The sequence below is a fragment of the Acidithrix sp. C25 genome (assembly GCF_904848545.2).
In genome coordinates this window covers 1,234,823-1,250,352 of the sequence record NZ_CAJHCI020000006.1, presented here as the reverse complement: position 1 = coordinate 1,250,352, position 15,530 = coordinate 1,234,823, and the positions used below count along the sequence as shown (strand labels likewise).

The following is a 15,530-nucleotide window of genomic DNA, read 5'->3' as shown; positions in this document are numbered from 1 at the left end:
TAAACAAGATACATGTTATGCCACTCCAAGATCGAACTTGTTCCAGCGAAAAACGACTGGTGCAGCATTGAATTCCTCAACACCTTTCAGAATGCGTTCCTTTAGTTCATCTGTGGAATCAACCCGTATGTGGCGAAGGAAGGTTCTACTCATTTTGGAAAAGACAGATTCGATGAGGTTGAGCCAGGAGCCATGCTTGGGCGTATGAACGTATTCGAAGCGCCCAGGCCGGCTGGCAAGGTAGACCATAGTCTCTTTTGAAATATGGGCTGAATGATTGTCTAATACGACACGGATAGTTGCCTCTTCTGGGTAGTACTCATCGAGCGTCTTTAGCAGTCCGATAAATTCGACACTCCGGTGGCGGTCCTCCACATTGGCAAAGATATGGCCTGAATGCAGGTCGATCCCGGCCAGGATCGACACGGTGCCATGACGGACATATTCATAATCACGCCCTATCGTTGGTGCCTTACCGGGCACCGGTGGCAGATCGGGTGCCGTAAGTCCAACGGCTTGGACTCCCGGCTTCTCATCGACGCTGACGCTATAGATCGGACTTGTTCTTCCGGTTTGAACTTCGCCTTCAGCGTAGATAGACACCTCGGAATAGACCATCAGGACCTCCTGTATCTTGCGGTCGAACTCTGGATCACGTTTTTCCAAGTAATAGCGAATCTTGTGGGGCTTGATCTCGTTCTCGTCCAGGATGCGCCATATTGTGCTCTTGCCCGCCTTTGCTAGACGTGGGAATCCAGCAGCATCGGCATTTCCAGACACAAACCCAGCAAGTCCAGATATCGACCACAGCTCTGCGGCAAGTCCATGATCTACTGGTTTGGTACAGGCAATGGCTACCACCCAGGCTTTGGCCTCATCTGTAATCTCTGGTTCATAGGGACGGTGGTAGGTATCTTTTAGTCCCATCAACACGCCTTTTGCAAGTGCTTTATCGATGCACTTGTAAACCATCGGGCGGCCCACTCCAATCTGGCGTGCCAATTCGGAGATCGGTGTGCCTTCTGCATAGCCAAGCAGAACCTTGGCCCTTTCAACCTCACGTAGCGTAGCTGTTCGCGACCCAGCCAGATCTTTTAGCATTGACTGCTGATCTTGGGTAAGCACCAGAGGTGGTCGTTGTGTCTTCCGTGCCATGATTGCCTCCTTATAGAGTTCAATATAATCATGGCACAAATTGTTATCTATGTAATGCTATTAGCGGAACGAAATTATAGGGCGCTGGGACCCTACTCTCCCCATTCGAATAAGAGCCCCAAATAAGCACCCCAAAAAATAACCATGACGAGAGAAGATCTTGAACGAACTGATGATTGTTTGGTGTTATTGAACCTAAATCAGGCGTGGTTTTCCAACCGGACTTGTAACGGCGACTGGGATTAAGGAATATCTCTTTAGTTCTTCAGTTTGATATGATTGGTTTGATCGGACCCATGACCGACAGATAAGGGAGGTCGAAGATGACAGCGACCCTGAAGATGACGCATAAATCCATCGGGGCGGAAGTTAGAAGGGGTACCTATGATATTTTAGTCGATGGCCGACTGGCGGGATTGGTTAAAATGAATGCAACCACAGAGATTAAAATCGTCCCCGGACCCCACAGCTTGCAACTTCGCAATGGTCGAAATTCCAGCCGCGTTCAGAAGTTTGAGGCTGCCGAGAGTCAAACCGTCTCTTATCGATGCACCGGCAAGAGCTTTCTCCCTATCTTCCTTGCATCTTTTGTCATCTCCGATTTGGCCCTTCAGCTACGTCGTGTCGATGATGGCCACTCTCAATTGTGAAGCTTTTGCTAGTGGGTATTTAGCCATTAGTGCTGAATTGGATGACCCGGACCTAATTCTTCCTAACTGCGACCCCCAAGTTCTTTTTTTCATCTTCATATCGGGTGATTTTGACTCCTTTATATCTTTCGATAACCCCAATGGCTGGTAGGACCCTCCTTGTTTATTTGCCAAGCTGTCCAAGGGGTGCCAACACCAGAGTGCTCTTGTGGTCGAGCTCTAAAATATGGCTTTGTGGGAGATACTTAAATTGGAGAGGTCGAGGCCTACTGCCCCTTGCTATGCCTGACTAGTGGACCTTGGCAATCGTTGACAATCATTTGAAGGAGACTTCCTTGGGAGTTGGCGAACTTACCCTTGATCCACTACACGGCCGTCAAATGCTATTGTTATTTTATTCGCATCATCTCCTTGCTTCCTAGCGCGACAAACATAATCGCTGATCTAGGGATGCTTAGCTCATTAGTTGGCATCTCAGAGGATTGCAATTGGCCGCCTGAGATCATGGATAAACCCTTAGTAGCAAGAGTTCAGATCGATGTATCCAAATTGACGAGCCTGGAAATAGATAGGCTGTAAATGCGTCAGCATCCAAAGGCCACTCGATATACGCAGTGGACGCAGATTTATTAGCGGAGCTCAAATCCGATCTCGTGATCACTCAAGACCTCTGCGAAGTTTGCGCTGTCTTTAGCGGCGATCTTATAACTGCATGTCCGATCGGTATTGAGATATTTTCGATGAACCCAAGAGCCATGGAAGATGTAATTACAAGTGTAATCTCGCTAGCGCGGCGTCTAGGCGTCCCAGAGCGCGGCGAAGTAGTTGCTTAGGAAATCCAAACGTTTGGATTTCCAGCGGTCGACTTTCTCTTCTTCTTATAGGGTACTTTCAAACCGGCTTGTCGCCAAAGAGACCTTACCTTTTTGATATTGACATGGTATCCCTTGTCTATGACGTAGCGATATGCTCTTTTGTAACCTTGAGCTTTGTGTTCTAGGACAAACGTTCTAAGGAGTTGCGTGATCTCTTCGTCTAGATCTGCACTTTTGCGTTCAGGTGCTACGGTACGCTGCGTAGAACGATTTTGACTTGCTACTTTGCAGGCTCGTCTCTTTAGAAACCCCGAATCGTATCTGTAGTTTGTGAACTACCATACGACGACGATTCGGGGTTAGAAATTTCTTATCGTCACCTCCTTGAGCATGGAGACATCAAGAGTTAGGTCGGCAACGATGCTCTTTAGACGACGGTTCTTTAGATTCAAGTTCAATGAGTAAGCTTTACTTTGGTTCCTTTCAATGCAGCGTAGGTACTCTTCCATCGGTACCAGGTTGTCTCGGTAACTCCAAAGCTGCGGGCAACTTCACTTATGGTTGCACCGTCATTTAGCATCTTGTCCCCTTCGGCGATCTTCTTGCGCACCTGTTCTGGGGTATGCCTTTTGGACTTCACAATAATTTCCTCCATCTACATTATGGATACAAAGCTCACATTAGTAGCGGATCAATTAAATGGGAGCCTTCCACTGGTCTTTTATTTCGGTTGCATTTTGTTCGATTTCACTGGGTGATTTCCATGTAGAAGGCCTCAAGAAGGAAGTTCCGTACTCCGTTGTCGACGCAATAGATGAATGTTCCTAGTGTTCCCCTAGAGAGCAGAACCTTGTAAATATTTAGGACAAGATCGAGGTGATATCGGTCGTCATAGCTTTCATTTAGGAAGTTGTTGTTTTCTTTGGACTTCCTATCGTGATAATTTTCTTTTATGAATCGAAACTGATAGCTTGTTGGATCGAAGGCTATCTCTGGCGCGAAGATGACGCCAGCGTAATTTAAGTCGTAACCCTGAACTGTGTGAATAGAACCGACCTCGTCGCATCCAATGACGGACTCAATCCAGTCGGTTTGCTTTCGATTCCACTTGAGGTGTATGCCGTCGATTTTGATATCAAAAAGTTTCGAGTCTCTCTTACTTAAGTGTTTGTAGCCAAAACCAGATGTGAGCCGACAACGTCCATTTGACATTTCGAGGCGATTTAGATCTTCAATCATCTTTGCAAGATCGCAGTAGATCCTCAAATCGTAGCCTATTAATTTCTGGCGGCTCTCTCTACTTGGCGTGGGTACAAGGACCTTTTGGAGGTGTTCGAGGTATTTGGCCCCTCCCGTTCCAAGCCTTTCTTGTTTTAAGAGGAGAAAGTTGGCCTTATTTGCCTTGGCTTTTTCGATCATGCTGCTCTGGTACTCGAGCGAGAGATCAGAGGGACGGACTCTTTGTGTTGGATCCATGAAGGTTATTTGGATATCGGATTTTTCTGTCATCCAATCCATCTCAGTTTTTGAATAATCGTCGAACCCATAAAGCTTGATATTGATCTGGCTGATGAGTGTATTGTAAACACCCATCATGTGACTCGCTCTTTTTCGAAGTCGGTGTCCTTCGTCGATCAGTGCTACATCGAAGTGGTCGTCGCAATTTGCAATATCTAGGGGTGAAAAGATAGGGAGATTTTGAAGCCCTGGGATGCTTTCGAAAGCTTTCTTGACAGTCGCTCGAAATGATTGCTGTGGAATAACAACTGCCACCTTCAGTTCGCGACCTCGGGATTTGATTGCGTCACCGAGACCGATCATGTCAGTCCAGGGGCCATATTCATCGATTTCATCAATTTCTTGCTGGTCTTCGTTCGCGTCTACAAGGAGTTTGGCGAGATACGTTAGTAGGACACTCTTTCCCGTTCCTGCACCACCTTCAATTATTAGCGTTCGCTTTGCAGCTGATTTGACTGAGGCCACGACGGCTGAGATGACGCGTTCAGTTACGTCGCTTTGTCCGTCGTTGAGCGTCGTATATGGTGACAGCTTGTAGGTATCTGAATTTTCGATTTCTTCAAAAGAAAGGTCAAACAACCCCTCCTTTTGAAGTTGCCGGTATATCTCCTTGAAACGCTCGCGATAGGCATCCCTGTTGAAGTAGTTGACGTCTACAAGTCCAAGGTTTCGATTGATTACTTCGTATTTTGTATCGCTGGCAAAGTACCGTATCAAATTCGACTCTAGGTCATGACATGCTGACTTATTGAACGAATCGTCGAGGATTACTCGAATCTGGTCGAGTTTGTTCTTTGACGGGTTGAGTGAGTGTTGGCGATAGCGATGAAGGAAGTTGACGCTCTCTCCAACATAGATCTTTCTACTATTGTCGAGTAGGTACACGACAGGCCAATTTTGAAGTTTGTATGTTACGGCAACTACTGATTCGTCGAGCAATTCTTCTGGACTTTTTCGTATAATAGAGAATTGAGCAGGTCCGCTAGGGGCAATTTCAATGTTCACTTTACCTCGATACCTTTAGGTCGATATTTTCTAGGCTATCTGATTCGAGTCCGTGATGGGTGAGGTGTAACGCGGATTTTATTTTGAATTACTCGTGTCGATTCGATGGCACTGATCAGAATTTACAGCAATATTTTGATTTGTGCTCCTACTTAACGAGAGATAAATTCGGCCATACGAAATCAGATCGATCATCCGGATTATTAGGCGCGCTGAAATCCACAGATTTAGTTTTAGGTACTCGCAACGCGAATCTGAAATCTTATCGCTTGAGCATTAATAGTTGTATTTGTTATGGGATTTCCGTAACAGGAAGGGTGGCTGAAAATGTTAGTGCAGGAGGCTCTCACGACCGGACCCTACGTGGAAGCCATGGAATGAGAGCGCTTGCCTGTCTTCAAGCGATTCTTGACGTGATTCGTCCGACAATGGAAAAGGCGGAACTGATGCTTCTTGGATCGATATTGAATGCTGATCGATTCAAGAGGGTTCGTTTTTAGATATCTCTGGTTTGAATCTCAATATATCAACTTTCAGATAAAGTAGCACTTAATGTGCTACTTTATCTATATGATTAGGATTGGTGTTAAAGAGTTGCGGCAGAATGCCAGTAAGTATCTAGAGCAAGTGAAGCGCGGCGAAATTATTGAAGTTACCGCGCGAGGAGCTTTGGTAGCACTTATTTCTTCTCCCTATCGAGAGTCCGACGGATTCGAAGGGCTCGTCGCAAGGGGCCAAATAATTCCACCTGTCAATCAATTTCAAATCCCTAAGCATCGACGCAAGTTATCGCCGGGTGTCGTTTCCGCTGATGTACTTAATGATCTGCGTGAAGAGCGATTCGAATGATTTATTTGGACACTTCTGCCCTTGTCAAGTTGGTCATCGACGAGGAGGAAAGTGTGGCTCTGATAGATTGGCTCGCGATAAATGCAGATGCCTTGAAAGTTACTAGTCAACTAGCTCACGTTGAGCTGATTCGAGCGTGCAACCGACTCGACGATACTTTGACTCCCTTTGCCCGATCTCTTTTATCTGGCATTGGTAGCATCCCGATAACTAGCAATGTCTTGAATATTGCTTCTGACCTAAAACCATACGAGTTACGAAGTTTGGATTCGATTCATTTGGCAAGTGCGATCTCAATTGGTAGCTCACTTTCATATTTTGTTGCATATGATCTGCGTTTATGTGCAGCAGCTGGCGAAGCGGGGTTCGCCGTCGAGTCGCCATCGAGAGTGGACTAGAGTCCGACTTTGGATTAGCAGCGGTCAATTGTGTTGTAACTATCAGGTAGTTCCAGCCATGCAAATCGAAAGTGTCGAATAAGTCGATGAGCATCGGTAGCCCTTCGTGGACTAAAGCTTAAATTAGATCGTTTTGAATCGTTCGTTGGCAGTGAGGGCGACGTTTTAGTACGCCGATTGCGATTTCCGACCAATTGCTCAAGGCGTTGTATTTTTCGAAGTCGCCTGGCGCAATGATGGCGTCTCCAAATTTGCATCAGAGGAAGTTCACGTAAATCGCTCAAATTCATGTGCCAATAATCTCCAAAGTGACAGTACGTCTTTCGTTGGTGTAGGAAGAATGTAGTACTAGTTGCTGCCTAAATGCCACCAATTTTTTGTGTCAAAGTCGTCGTTAGGATGCCGACCAATACTTCTCGACTAACGCCCACGGCTGAGTCAAGGAACTGCTTAAGTTTGGAACGTTTTTCAGGATCCGTTTCCGATTCAATAGCAATTTGAACGCCACGAATTAGAGATTCAATCACTAACTCCTCGGATGGCCACTGCCCGGATGCGCGCCGTGCGGCTGATGTGACCGCCGTGACTAAGTAGGGTCCAGGGTCTCCTCCAGTAAGGAACTCTCTGAGAGTGATGTACTCCTCTCCGAGAGCGTGAGCAGCTGCGTAGACTTCCTCTTTTGATCTGGACAAGTGCTCGGCGACCTCGTTTATTGAGAGTAAACTATGGGGCCTTTTCTCATTGAGAAGCTCGATGATGGCTTCAAGTATCGGAAGGTCTCGTTCAAACCAAGTGGATGGAACTGACATGTAACTCCCCTTCTGAGCCCGATTGATGGTGGTAAGTTCAGCTTCCCACTGTTACCTGAGAGAGGTGCGGTCGGGAAAGGGCGAACTGAAATTTGCCACTCCCTTTGCTGTTTTCATTGCTGTAGCACCTTTGTAAGTCACCATTATTATTCTGCCTAGCGGCAGTTACAGTCTCTGCGCCCATTAACGTTCCTGTGCTAATGGGGAGCGAATGTCGCACCGCAGCCTTTTGTAAACCTTGTTACTAGATCCAGTGAGAATGTTGTGATTCCTTCGGAAGGCACTCGATACTTGTTACGTAGGTCGCTCGAGCACTGCTACGGTTTGCGCATGTTGCGGTGTTGTGTACACGACTGCAACTTTCGCTCCGCGCAAGAGGCCCTCGACTTTTTGAGCAGCGTCTTTCATGAAAATCAGCTTGATGCAAGGTCGAAGTTCGCACTGTTGGAGATGCTTGAGAGCTAAGTTGCACCTTGGAGACTTGACCCAGGGAAGGTAGATTCCAGGTCCGCGTTGACGCTTTGGTGAAAGCCAGTTCTCTGCATTCATAGCGGTTGGTGCGTTAATGTACGAAAAACAATCCTTTAGATACTAACATTTATGTTACTTACATTAATGTTAGTAACATAAATTATACGCTTGTGAGGTATTATGCCGGGCTTTGTTGGTCGTCAGACTCAGTTGAATTCGCTTGATCGATTGCTAGGGCGTATTCGGTCAGAGATTAATACCGATCTTCCGGGACGTTGCATACTCATGCGTGGTCGACGTCGGGTTGGCAAGAGTCGACTGGTGGAGGTCTTTGCCAACCGTTCGGGGATACCGACGCTCTATTTCACGGCATCGCGCCAGCGAAGCCATGAACTGGAGTTGTTTGCAGAAGCGGTCGTGGAGTCGAATCTTCCGAATGCTGATCTGTTCAGAGGTACTCACCTGGATAATTGGGATGTTGCACTGCGATTGCTCGGGCAGACTTTGCCGCACGACACTCCGAGCATTGTGATCTTTGACGAGTTTCCGTATTTTGTCGAACAAGATGTGAGTATCGAAGCTATCTTCCAAAAGCAGTGGGACCGTATTCTATCCCACAAGCCAGTTCTGCTGATCTTGGTCGGTTCTGACCTCGCTATGATGGAGGCTCTGAACTCTCATGACCGGGCGTTCTACCAGCGGGGAACCGAGATGATAATCCCGCCGCTGTCACCACTCGAGACGGCACAAATCGTTGGTTCACCTGATGAAACATCGGCTTTCGACTCCTACCTTATCACCGGGGGACTTCCACTCATCTGTGACGATTGGCCTGTAGGTCTTCCTATGTGGGATTACCTCGAAGGGGCGCTCTCAGAGACAACGTCAGCTCTGATCGTCAGTGCAGAACGGTCTTTGGCCGCCGAGTTCCCGGTAGAAGCATTAGCCCGTGAGGTTTTAGGAAAGATCGGGGCAGGGGAGACGACCTTTACCAATATTTCGCGTGCTGCCGGTGGGCTCCAAGCAGTTAGTGCTTCCCGAGCACTTGAACTACTTACCGCGAAGCGAATTGTCATTCGAGAGGTTCCATTATCGACCAAGCCCTCAAAAGAGGCAAGATATCGCGTCGATGATCCCTACCTGAGATTTTGGCTTACCTTCATTGGACCTCATCTAGCGGAAATCGAACGTGGACGCTCCGATCGGGTGTTGGCGCGAATAAAAGCTAGCTGGACCTCTTGGAGAGGGCGAGCAATAGAGCCGATAGTTAGGGAGTCTCTGGCCCGACTTCTTCCACTTGATGGCCTCGTTGCGGAAGCCGTAGGCGGATACTGGACCCGAACTAACGTCCCTGAGGTTGATATCATCGGCGCCGACCGCAATCCCTTAGCGAAGGTGATTACCTTTGCAGGCTCAATAAAGTGGCTTGAAACCGAACCTTTTGACAACGGCGATCTAAACGCTCTAGCTGCCGCAACTCTTCAGGTTCCGGGCGCTAGCAAAGATACGCCGTTAATCGCTGTTAGCCGTAGTGGGGTGGGGCCAAACGTCAACGCTGCGTTCAAATTTGGCCCAGATGACCTGATCAAAGCTTGGTAAATTGAACGGGAATGCTCGTAGTTGCTGAAGGGAAATCTCCGATCGTATTGATCCGTGTGTTCGAGGTTTAGTTTGCGCCAACCGCCAAGTGAAGGATTGGATACGTAATCCACGGTAACTGCACAATTTGTTTGATGGGGATCGAAATCGGTCACGCTCAATCGTCCGAACTTTAAAAAGGTCCTTTGGTCCAGCTGTAATTCGATTACTGCTCTGAATCTTAGATTGCCATTTTCGTGTACAGCATTTGAATTTAAGGCGCGAGGTCGAGGCTCGTTCTATCGAGGTATGTAGCCCTGTACCTAAATCACCCAGGAAGGATTGACGACAGGTGGCTCATCCTCCGAGCCGACGAAGTGACTCATTTTGAAGACAACAATATTAGTGCCCGCCATTACAGTCAATGAAATGTTGCCGACACCTGTGCCCCAAGCCTAACGCCGGAATCAATGACTTCGCGGTGAGGCCATTAGTGTGACGAAGGGACTTGACTACAGTTGATCAAAGGCTATTGAGACCGAAAATGCCAAATACTTCAAATCGAATGGGTTGACTCCCCATACGCTTCCTGGGAATGTCCATCCGCAAGATCAACTTTGGTCGGGCAAGACGGATCACTTTCGCCCGTGTTGTACATCGGAAGGATATGGGGCTCACTAGGGGTTTATTTCTCAATTACGGCTGTTATTGGTGGCGTGAGGTGATTCACAAAGTCCATACGATCTGTCTGGGTGACTTCGTTTCTCATCAGGCGCACCAAGTCATTGAAACTATACAAAAACTTAGGTGCTTGCGATTATCGCGGCGAACTTTTCGTTGGTAAAGAACGCGATTCCCATTGCCAAGCTTTCATCCTGGCGAAAACCGATCGAGGATAAGAAGAATGCCATAAACGAATTGATCCTTAGAGACCAGCTGTTATGATCGTTCTGGAGATCCTACCCACAGCCCACAACTCCTATTGTGTCTTGCTTTGGCCCGTATAGTTGCCGACGCAGTTTTCCATGGCGCTGCTATGAGGATAGAAAATATCCGCCCTTTTGTGGGTTCAGGGCCCAAATGGTATCGATACAGACAAATCGAGTAACTGTGAGAACAGAAGTGGCTATGGCATTGATGAATTTGGGTACGAATTGTTTTTTGGAGTGGATCTTTGCGACGTCTTTGAATCTCTTTTGTGACGAATCGCACAGCTAAGGTAACTGTCCTTACCACTAGGATGGAAGTCGAAGTTGGGCCGAGTGGCTAATCTCTCATTGTCAAGTTACCACTTGTGCCTTTTTCCCTTTTCTGTTCGTCTATCCTTGGAGATCAAGTGAAAGAGACAAGAGGCATAGCTGCTTCAGTGCGGCGTCTCTTAGAGTTATCTGGTCAAGAGATCTTAATTATTGCAACTTACCTGATCGTTACCGGCCTCTTTAGAGCTAGCCAGAACGCAGCACAGACCACTATGCCATTGATCGGTCACGACCTGCTTGGAATTGGTGTTAGCCAGATTGGCTTGGTTGCAACGATCTGGGGTGGCGCAAGTGTTGTTACCAATATTTTTATAGCATCCATTCGAGGATCTAGCCGTTACATCTTTGTTGGTGGTTTGATTGCATTTCCATTTGGAATCTTGGCTCTTGTCTTTTCCCACACCTATCTCCAATTGATAGCCTCTATCTTGCTTTTGGCAATTAGCGGTGGGATAGTAATGCCTGCGCTAGCGAGCTCATCAGCAACCCTAGGATCGGTTTCCTCCAAGCGAGGCGCAGTTGCCTTTACTGTTGCACTCAGCTTGAGCCTCGCCATTGGTCCGCTAATCGAGGCAGGCGCCCTGCGCGCAAGTCACGATTCTTTGCGCATTGCGCTCGCTTTCTTTGTGCCATTGGCAGCTGTGGGATCTGTCCTTGGGATATTAAAGTTGGGTCGCACCAAAGATCAGCCTTCTTCAGGGTCATCCGCGGGCCAAAGAGCTTACGTGCTCTTTCGACAGCGAGACTTTCGCGACGCAGTCTTTAGCCTTGCCCTGTACCAGTTTCCATTTGTCGCAATAATCAACTTTGGTGCAATCTTGGCTCGCACCCGCTTTGGTGCCAGTGCGGCCTTTTCACAAGAGGCATTGACTTCATTCTTTTTAGTTTCGTTTATCTCACGGGCGGTCTTGTTATTTCATCCAACCAAAAATAGAGATAAAACTTGGCTTAGAGGTGCAGCGATCTTGACGATTTTGGGTGTCGTTATAGTTGGGTTGGCTGGAAGTTCTCTATGGTTTGTAGTTGCAATGGGACTTCTTGGGATACCTCATGGCCTCACATATCCGCTGGCGCTCAACCTTTTGAATGAGTCGGCTACTCCGGATCAGCTCGCAAAGGGAAATTCAATTCTCTCGGCTACCACTGGATTGATCTCTTTGACTGGGCCATTTGTCATCGGCCTTTTATCTGCTAGTTTTGGTATCTCAACTATGTTTTTGTTGATGGCGCTTCCAACTATTGGATTTTCTATGCCGCTATTCTTTCACCACCATAAAACTGCCTCTGGGGCCCCAGTACTTTAGAGGCCGCTGTAAGCGACACTGGGCAGACCCTGGACCCCTGGTTCTAGAACAAAGATTGATCCGGCTGTTGGGTAGTCTTGTCTTTGGTCGGTTGGAATCAGAAATGCTCCACTTGTGACGTAGAGCTTTTCAAGGTTTTCTCCGCCAAAGCAGCAACTTGTTGTACCAATGTACCCAAGGTTGATAAGACTATCAAGGCTTCCATTTGGGTGGTAACGTCGAAGATCCCCAGAACGGATCATAGATACCCAGATTCCTCCTTCGCTATCGACGCAAAGGCCATCGGGGTTTCCTGGCAATTCACCAAAGTCCACCACGATTCGAGTGGCCCCTATGGTACCGCTCGATAAGTCGTACTCAAATGCTCTTAGTTGTCGGGTTGGGGTATCGATGAAGTACATCTCATCTCCAGCGGGACTCCATCCCATTCCATTGGAGAGTGTTACATCCTCTATTACGGGCACTAGCCCATTATCAGCCTCGTAACGATATAGACCACACGCTTTAGGAGTTCTAGCATAGGAGAGGGTCCCGATATAAAATCGTCCCAAGGGGTCACACTTTCCGTCGTTGAATCTATCTCCGCTTGGCGCGCTACATAGTTTTGCGGTGGAGCCATCTGTTTGGAGGTGCAATAGATCGAGGTCAACGCCGACTAAGAAACCACCGCTTGTTTGTGGAATTGCGGGCGTACATTTGCCCTTGAAGGTCGCAATGTTGTGGTTTTCGTGGTCTCCACTGAGACAATTTAGACTGGAGCCGTCGATGTCGACCCAAAAGAGTGATTGACTCTTTTGGTCCCAAAAGGGAGATTCTCCCAACTCGGCTTTGGTCTCAATAATCTCTATCTCTAGTGTAACTGTGATTTCCTAAAATATAAGGTTTGAACTTCAAATTAACGGCCATAGTCTGGCACGTATCGCCTCTTGAGCTTGGTTGTTTCAGTAACCTCAACCTTTAGATAATTGGACGGCGCAAGGCATGCTCGTCTTTAGGCATGGCCCAATTGGATTGGGTTCGACTTCTAAAGTGGAAGCGGTGATACCAAAGTCACGAGGAAGCGCCATATCGACTGCCATCTTTGGGGCGACGATGAGCCTATGAGGTTTCGGCCACTATCAAACCAGTTAGCGATCTTACTTTTTTGCGATCCGACTTGAACCCATTGGGTCAGTGTTTGCCTGGAGGAACGCCCATGGCTAACTATAGGAGCCATGGGCGTTTGCCTATCGAACATATCTCCAATAGCTCCAGCTAGCAATATCTTCTAATGGATGGCGCTGGTTCTGCTCAGATAACTGCTCAATCAACAACGGGAGAGTCTCTCAATCGCTCTAGCACTTTGGGTATTAGATTGCATCTAGGGTCTTAGATTGCATCGCCTGTTGCGATATCAAAGAAGTGAATTCTTTGGGTGTCAAGGTTTAGTTCCAGAGTTTGCCCCTGTTGAAATTGGTAATAGGGTGGTATGCGAGCTACGCCAAGGCCAATGCCGGCTCCCTTTTCAACGCCGACTTCAATGTCGCCCAAATCCTCTTCCTCTGCAATTGCACCAGCAACTTTGATCGCCTTAGCATCAAATCTAAAATAGACCAGTAGTTCAGAACCCAGTGCCTCAACCAGGTCGATTTGAACCTTCAATTTGGCAGGTCCTTGTGCTGTTGTTGCTACCGATAAGTTTTCAGGACGAAAGCCAACTGCAATCTTTTTGCCTCGATATTTTCTGAGATTTTCACTATAGCCCATAGGGTCAAGTTCGAGACGTTGACCGCCCATGGCGAAGTAGGTTCCATCTTCGGAGAGGCCAGCTTCAAAGATGTTCATCGAAGGTGAGCCGATGAAGCTAGCTACAAAGAGGTTTGCTGGCTTTGAGTAGAGCGTTTGTGGATGATCGCACTGTTGAAGATCTCCGGCATGCATGACTGCAACCCTATCGCCCATGGTCATTGCTTCCACTTGGTCGTGGGTTACATAGAGTGTGGCAACGCCGAGTTTTCGCTGGACTCTAGAGACCTCTGCACGCATTTTAACGCGAAGGTTCGCATCTAAGTTGGAGAGGGGTTCGTCCATGAGAAAGACTGCAGGATCTCGAACTATCGCTCGACCCATGGCCACTCGTTGACGTTGTCCTCCCGAGAGCTGTCCCGGCTTTTTATCGAGCTGCTCCGTTAGGCCAAGGACGTCAGCCGCATTGGTGACTGCCCTTGCTATCTCATCCTTGGAGGTCTTTTTTAATTTGAGTGCAAAGCCAATATTTTGAGCCACCGTCATGTGGGGATAGAGAGCGTAGTTCTGAAAGACCATAGCAATATCCCGCTCCCGAGCGGGTAGGTCGTTTACGACTCTATCTCCGATTCTAAGGGTGCCATCGGAGATTTCTTCGAGACCGGCGACCATTCTTAGGGTAGTGGTTTTACCACATCCGGAGGGGCCAACCAAGACAACAAATTCACCCTCTCCGATAGTTAGATCTAAACCGTGGACAACCTTTTGGCCGTTCGGATAGACCTTGGTCAGCTTCTCCATGGTGACTGTTGCCATTGAAATCTCCTCATTGCCCACCTTCGCCTTCGCGAAGCTTCGCCCCCCATGGCGAAAATTCTTTGCTAAGCAGTTAAGAGTTCTTACCACTTGCGTTATGCAAATGCTAGCATAGAGGATAATTTATATTGACAATGACAGTTTGTATTTAAAGTCCTAGAATGGCGAAAATCATTCAAATAGGCGATTAGATGATAGATTGCTACAAAGATCAAGTGGTAAGACGCTATATGAGGGGGCCGAAATGAATGCGAATCTGATATGTTGTCCACTGGCTGGCGCCCCGGTAGAGGTCAATTCAGTCCGATTTGGTTCAAGAGATAATCGTCAACGCTAGGTCTTTCTTATTTTGACTTTAGCCCAAAGAGCGACCCGGAGGAAGCAATGGATACCATCTGGCGGCCCATCAAAGAGACGGGCCATCTAACCGAGAAGATCGTCTCGCGAATTGAACAGATAATCGATGAATCTAATTTAATTGCAGGATCACGTCTTCCCTCTGAGCGGGACTTAGCGAGACTCCTAGGGGTCTCTCGACCAGCACTTCGGGAGGCTGTGAAAACCCTTGAAGCACATGGTCGAGTAGTAGTTCGCCATGGTCAGGGTGTCTTTGTCAACGCAAGCGCCGATGAGGTTATGAGAATCCGGCTCGCAAATCAAGAGGTTTCCATGACAGAGCTCTACGCCATGCGAAATGTACTTGAGGCACCGGCAGCCGGTTGGGCTGCAAATAGCGCGACCGATGAAGAGATAGAACGCCTTCGCGTAGCACTTGAGGCAGAGGAAGAGATCAGAACTCAGCCCACCGATTATGGGCGTCTTGCCGAATTAGATGCCGGTTTTCATCTAATGATAGTTGAAATCGCCAAGAACCGCTTTCTCCTGCAGACTGTTGGGATCCTACAGGAGATGATGGCTGCCGGTATGGAAACCACGCTGACTGTTCCGGGTCGTCTTGATCGCTCTCGTCAAGACCATCGGGCGATCTTTGAAGCTATCCGAGATCATGATGGCGAAGCTGCTCGAATTGCATGTTCCTCACATATCATTGGAGCGCGGGAGGCCGCTTTGCTCAGAATACGTGGGGTGGAATCGCCCGAGTGAGAGTTGCTATTAAAAGAGTCAGTCATTTCAATTGACAGAATGCAAATCAGAGGCTAAGGTTATTGGACAGAGGT

15 protein-coding genes are annotated in these 15,530 nt (G+C 47.8%); 8 read left to right on the top strand and 7 right to left on the bottom strand.

What is annotated here, in order from left to right; all coding sequences use genetic code 11:
- Positions 1 to 15 precede the first annotated feature (15 nt).
- Positions 16 to 1,155, bottom strand: a complete 1,140-nt coding sequence (locus tag ACIDITHRIX25_RS74490; protein WP_201732792.1) for an IS630 family transposase — start codon at positions 1,153 to 1,155, stop codon at positions 16 to 18.
- A 323-nt stretch (positions 1,156 to 1,478) separates the two neighbouring features.
- Between ACIDITHRIX25_RS74490 and ACIDITHRIX25_RS74485 the strand changes: the two genes are divergently transcribed.
- A complete protein-coding gene (locus tag ACIDITHRIX25_RS74485) occupies positions 1,479 to 1,805 on the top strand; it encodes a hypothetical protein (RefSeq protein WP_201732791.1) in 327 nt (108 codons plus the stop codon).
- A 614-nt stretch (positions 1,806 to 2,419) separates the two neighbouring features.
- Positions 2,420 to 2,638, top strand: a complete 219-nt coding sequence (locus ACIDITHRIX25_RS74480) for a TroA family protein (protein WP_201732790.1) — start codon at positions 2,420 to 2,422, stop codon at positions 2,636 to 2,638.
- Here the strand turns inward: ACIDITHRIX25_RS74480 and ACIDITHRIX25_RS000000104245 are convergent.
- The 3 genes from ACIDITHRIX25_RS000000104245 to ACIDITHRIX25_RS74470 form a co-directional block, all read right to left on the bottom strand.
- On the bottom strand, positions 2,635 to 2,832 hold the full coding sequence (locus ACIDITHRIX25_RS000000104245; protein ID WP_201732964.1) for an IS3 family transposase: 198 nt from the start codon (positions 2,830 to 2,832) through the stop codon (positions 2,635 to 2,637). The genes ACIDITHRIX25_RS74480 and ACIDITHRIX25_RS000000104245 overlap by 4 nt on opposite strands.
- A 242-nt stretch (positions 2,833 to 3,074) precedes the next feature.
- Positions 3,075 to 3,260 (bottom strand): transposase, encoded by a 186-nt coding sequence (locus ACIDITHRIX25_RS74475; RefSeq protein ID WP_201732789.1) that lies wholly within the window; start codon positions 3,258 to 3,260, stop codon positions 3,075 to 3,077.
- Between the two features lie 107 nt (positions 3,261 to 3,367).
- A complete protein-coding gene (locus ACIDITHRIX25_RS74470; RefSeq protein WP_201732788.1) occupies positions 3,368 to 5,143 on the bottom strand; it encodes a DUF2075 domain-containing protein in 1,776 nt (591 codons plus the stop codon).
- Between the two features lie 317 nt (positions 5,144 to 5,460).
- Between ACIDITHRIX25_RS74470 and ACIDITHRIX25_RS74465 the strand changes: the two genes are divergently transcribed.
- The 3 genes from ACIDITHRIX25_RS74465 to ACIDITHRIX25_RS74455 are packed head-to-tail and all read left to right on the top strand — an operon-like array spanning position 5,461 to position 6,390.
- The gene (locus ACIDITHRIX25_RS74465) at positions 5,461 to 5,643 is read left to right on the top strand and encodes a hypothetical protein (RefSeq protein WP_201732787.1); all 183 of its coding nucleotides are present in this window, start codon (positions 5,461 to 5,463) and stop codon (positions 5,641 to 5,643) included.
- 52 nt (positions 5,644 to 5,695) lie between these two features.
- Complete coding sequence (locus ACIDITHRIX25_RS74460; RefSeq protein ID WP_349632136.1) at positions 5,696 to 5,992, top strand: type II toxin-antitoxin system Phd/YefM family antitoxin; 297 nt, start codon at positions 5,696 to 5,698, stop codon at positions 5,990 to 5,992.
- Positions 5,989 to 6,390, top strand: coding sequence for a type II toxin-antitoxin system VapC family toxin (locus tag ACIDITHRIX25_RS74455; protein WP_201732785.1), 402 nt, complete (start codon positions 5,989 to 5,991; stop codon positions 6,388 to 6,390). The genes ACIDITHRIX25_RS74460 and ACIDITHRIX25_RS74455 overlap by 4 nt, the downstream gene beginning before the upstream one ends.
- A 359-nt stretch (positions 6,391 to 6,749) precedes the next feature.
- On the opposite strand, the gene ACIDITHRIX25_RS74450 is transcribed toward ACIDITHRIX25_RS74455, so the two are convergent.
- Positions 6,750 to 7,199, bottom strand: coding sequence for a hypothetical protein (locus tag ACIDITHRIX25_RS74450; RefSeq protein WP_201732784.1), 450 nt, complete (start codon positions 7,197 to 7,199; stop codon positions 6,750 to 6,752).
- A 651-nt stretch (positions 7,200 to 7,850) separates the two neighbouring features.
- On the opposite strand from ACIDITHRIX25_RS74450, the gene ACIDITHRIX25_RS74445 reads away from it, so the two are divergent.
- Positions 7,851 to 9,269 carry an ATP-binding protein gene (locus ACIDITHRIX25_RS74445; RefSeq protein ID WP_201732783.1) on the top strand — a complete coding sequence of 473 codons (1,419 nt, stop codon included), beginning with the start codon at positions 7,851 to 7,853 and terminating at the stop codon, positions 9,267 to 9,269.
- 1,315 nt (positions 9,270 to 10,584) lie between these two features.
- Positions 10,585 to 11,811: an MFS transporter gene (locus ACIDITHRIX25_RS74440; RefSeq protein ID WP_201732782.1), complete on the top strand. Its 1,227-nt coding sequence runs from the start codon at positions 10,585 to 10,587 to the stop codon at positions 11,809 to 11,811.
- Here ACIDITHRIX25_RS74440 and ACIDITHRIX25_RS74435 read toward each other — a convergent pair.
- The gene (locus ACIDITHRIX25_RS74435) at positions 11,808 to 12,632 is read right to left on the bottom strand and encodes an SMP-30/gluconolactonase/LRE family protein (RefSeq protein ID WP_201732781.1); all 825 of its coding nucleotides are present in this window, start codon (positions 12,630 to 12,632) and stop codon (positions 11,808 to 11,810) included. The genes ACIDITHRIX25_RS74440 and ACIDITHRIX25_RS74435 overlap by 4 nt on opposite strands.
- A gap of 547 nt (positions 12,633 to 13,179) precedes the next feature.
- A complete protein-coding gene (locus tag ACIDITHRIX25_RS74430) occupies positions 13,180 to 14,352 on the bottom strand; it encodes an ABC transporter ATP-binding protein (RefSeq protein WP_201732780.1) in 1,173 nt (390 codons plus the stop codon).
- Positions 14,353 to 14,736: 384 nt separating this feature from the next.
- On the opposite strand from ACIDITHRIX25_RS74430, the gene ACIDITHRIX25_RS74425 reads away from it, so the two are divergent.
- Positions 14,737 to 15,456 (top strand): FadR/GntR family transcriptional regulator, encoded by a 720-nt coding sequence (locus ACIDITHRIX25_RS74425; protein WP_052605932.1) that lies wholly within the window; start codon positions 14,737 to 14,739, stop codon positions 15,454 to 15,456.
- Positions 15,457 to 15,530 lie beyond the last annotated feature (74 nt).